General features: G+C 60.8%; 4 protein-coding genes and 1 pseudogene. 1 reads left to right on the forward strand and 4 read right to left on the reverse strand.

Annotated features, from left to right (window positions below; all coding sequences use genetic code 11):
- Positions 1 to 5: 5 nt before the first annotated feature.
- Positions 6 to 533 carry a DUF3299 domain-containing protein gene (locus ENZ75_RS27910; protein ID WP_128278475.1) on the forward strand — a complete coding sequence of 176 codons (528 nt, stop codon included), beginning with the start codon at positions 6 to 8 and terminating at the stop codon, positions 531 to 533.
- A gap of 27 nt (positions 534 to 560) precedes the next feature.
- On the opposite strand, the gene ENZ75_RS27915 is transcribed toward ENZ75_RS27910, so the two are convergent.
- The 4 genes and pseudogenes from ENZ75_RS27915 to ENZ75_RS27930 form a co-directional block, all read right to left on the reverse strand.
- On the reverse strand, positions 561 to 1,052 hold the full coding sequence (locus ENZ75_RS27915; protein ID WP_006205209.1) for an Lrp/AsnC family transcriptional regulator: 492 nt from the start codon (positions 1,050 to 1,052) through the stop codon (positions 561 to 563).
- A gap of 108 nt (positions 1,053 to 1,160) precedes the next feature.
- The gene (locus ENZ75_RS27920) at positions 1,161 to 1,778 is read right to left on the reverse strand and encodes a uracil-DNA glycosylase family protein (RefSeq protein WP_024503311.1); all 618 of its coding nucleotides are present in this window, start codon (positions 1,776 to 1,778) and stop codon (positions 1,161 to 1,163) included.
- Positions 1,779 to 1,780: 2 nt separating this feature from the next.
- Complete coding sequence (locus tag ENZ75_RS27925) at positions 1,781 to 2,392, reverse strand: glutathione S-transferase (protein WP_027161586.1); 612 nt, start codon at positions 2,390 to 2,392, stop codon at positions 1,781 to 1,783.
- A gap of 43 nt (positions 2,393 to 2,435) precedes the next feature.
- Positions 2,436 to 2,634: pseudogene (locus tag ENZ75_RS27930) on the reverse strand (thermonuclease family protein); the annotation flags it as partial.

Raw genomic sequence — 2,634 nt, forward strand, 5'->3', positions numbered from 1 at the left:
CCGCTTTGTTTGTGCCCGCTGCCGCCGATGCCTCGGCCGAGACTGCGCACATATTCTGGAAGGATCTGCGTCCGGCTACGCAATCCGCCGCCGAAAACGTCGGGCTGCCGATGATCGCGGCAAAATTGCCCGACCATGGCGAAACGCTGTCCGTCAATCTTCAGGACAAAAGCATTCAGCTAGCCGGCTACGCATTGCCGGTCGATCGCGACGGTGATCTTGTCTACCAGTTCCTGCTGGTACCCTGGACGGGTGCCTGCAGTCACATGCCGACGCCGCCGCCCAACCAGATTGTCTTGGTTACGCCGGCCCGTCCCTACAAGATGTCCGAGGCCTATCAGCCTGTAGCGGTCACCGGCGCGCTGAAGCCGGACATGGAGAAGAGCCAGCTGTTCATCCTCGACGGCGTCAGCATCATCCAGTCTGGCTACAGCGTGCGCAAGGCAGATGTGGTGAGCGTCGAGACCGTGCCGGATACGATCACGCTGCCGGTGAACTCACCCTGGAGTTTCCTCAACAAAAAGAAGAACTAAGCGGGACGACTTTATGTGACGTTCAGCTCAGGCAGCGTTGGCACCCGATTCCTTGTCCAGAACCATGTAGTCGAGCGGGATTTCGGTCGTGTACTTGATCTGCTCCATGGCGAAGGACGACGACACATCACGGATTTCGATCTTGGCGATCAGCCGTTTGTAGAAGGCGTCATAGGCCGCGATGTCGGGCACCACGACGCGCAGGAGATAATCGACGTCGCCGCTCATGCGGTAGAACTCGACCACCTCGGGAAACTCCTGGATGACTTCCGAGAAACGCCGCAGCCATTCATGGCTATGCGAATTGGTGCGGATCGACACGAAGACGGTGACGCGCACATTGACCTTTTCATGGTCGAGAATGGCAACGCGCCGCTTGATGACGCCCTCTTCCTCGAGCTTCTGGATGCGTCTCCAGCAAGGCGTCGTCGACAGCCCGACTTTCTTGGCGACATCGGCGACCGCGAGTGTCGCGTCCTCCTGCAAGAGGCGGAGAATTTTTCTATCGAGGCGATCCATATCGTGCTCCCAAGGGAATAGAATGCCTATACTCTGCCTTATCCAGGCCTTTCACAAGAAAGAAATTCTGCTGATCGGGCAAAAAGCGAGTGATTTCTTGCTGAAAGGTCAGCCGAGGCGATAGCGGATTTCCGAACGCAGAAAAGGCAGCAAATCCATTTCAAACCACGGATTCTTCTTCAGCCAGCCCGTGTTGCGCCACGAGGGATGCGGCAGCGGCAGCACTTTCGGACCGATGGAATTCTCCCAGATGGAGCGCCAGTCCATGACCGTTTCCGTCAGTGAGGGCCGGCGCGCCGCACCCATGTGCCAGGACTGCGCGTAGATACCGATCGTCAGCACCAGATCGATCCGTGGCATAGAGGCCATCAAAGGTGCGCGCCAGGCCGCCGCGCATTCGCGCCTCGGCGGCAGATCTCCCCCCTTGGCATCCTGGCCGGGAAAGCAGAAGCCCATCGGGACGATTGCGAATTTTTCGATGTCGTAGAATTCGTCGCTCGTCACGCCAAGCCAGCTGCGCAGGCGGTCGCCGGAAGCGTCGGTGAACGGCATGCCCGACAGATGCACCTTGGTGCCGGGCGCCTGGCTGGCGATCAGGATCCGGGCGGTGGATGATGGGCGCAGCACTGGTCGCGGCTCATGCGGCAACGGCTTGCCGGCCGGATTTTCCACGCAGATGCGGCAGGCGCGGACCCTGGCGACGAGGTTTTCGAGTTCGGCAGTCATTCTCAGGCTGATGCGCTCGGCCGGCTGGAAACGGCTTGATGCCAGCGCAACACATTCGCGCACTCATCCGGTACCTTGATGCGTGCCGGCTTCATGAAGTCGACAGCGATCAGGCCGGTGATGTCGGCGATCGAATAGCTGTCACCGGCGATGAACTCCCGGCTGCCCAGTTCGCCGTCCAGCAGCCTGAGGAACGCCACGGCCTTCGGCTTGTTGGCCTCACCCCATTCAGGGACCTGCGGGATTTCCCATTCCTTCATGGCCGGATGGATGTGCCGGAAGGCCTGCGTGACGCAGCTGAGCAAATTGAATTCCATCCGCCTCTGCCACATCTCGACCTGCGCCTTGCCGAGTGCGCCACGCCCGAACAGGGCCGGTTCGGGATGCAGCTCCTCGAAATAGCGGCAGATGGCGACGGATTCGGTGATGACGGTGCCGTCGTCGAGCTCCAGCACCGGCAGACGCTGCAAGGGGTTGCGCGAGCTGACCGCCTGTTGCCTGTGTTCCAACGCGCCCATATCGATGGGCACCTGCGGAACCTCGATGCCTTTCTCGGCCAGGAAAACGCGGACCCGCCTTGGATTGGGCGCCCGGCCACCGTCGAAGAGCTTCATTCCATCCTCCTGTTCGTCCTCGGTTCCAGTTCCAGGATGCGCATCACCAGAAGCGAAAAATCTCGCGCACGGCATCGCCGATCGACGCCAGTGTGCCGTGCTTCTTCTCGACGACTTCGCCGTGATGGCTGTCTCGCCAATTCTGCGGCTGATCGAACGTTCCCGCCCAGATGCCGGCCTTTGCCGCGCGGGCGATGGCTTCCTCGCTCTCGAAGTCGCCATAGGCAACCGCCCAGCCCGCC

Source organism: Mesorhizobium sp. M7A.F.Ca.CA.002.04.1.1, from assembly GCF_004022805.1.
Classification (GTDB): Bacteria; Pseudomonadota; Alphaproteobacteria; order Rhizobiales; family Rhizobiaceae; genus Mesorhizobium; species Mesorhizobium ciceri.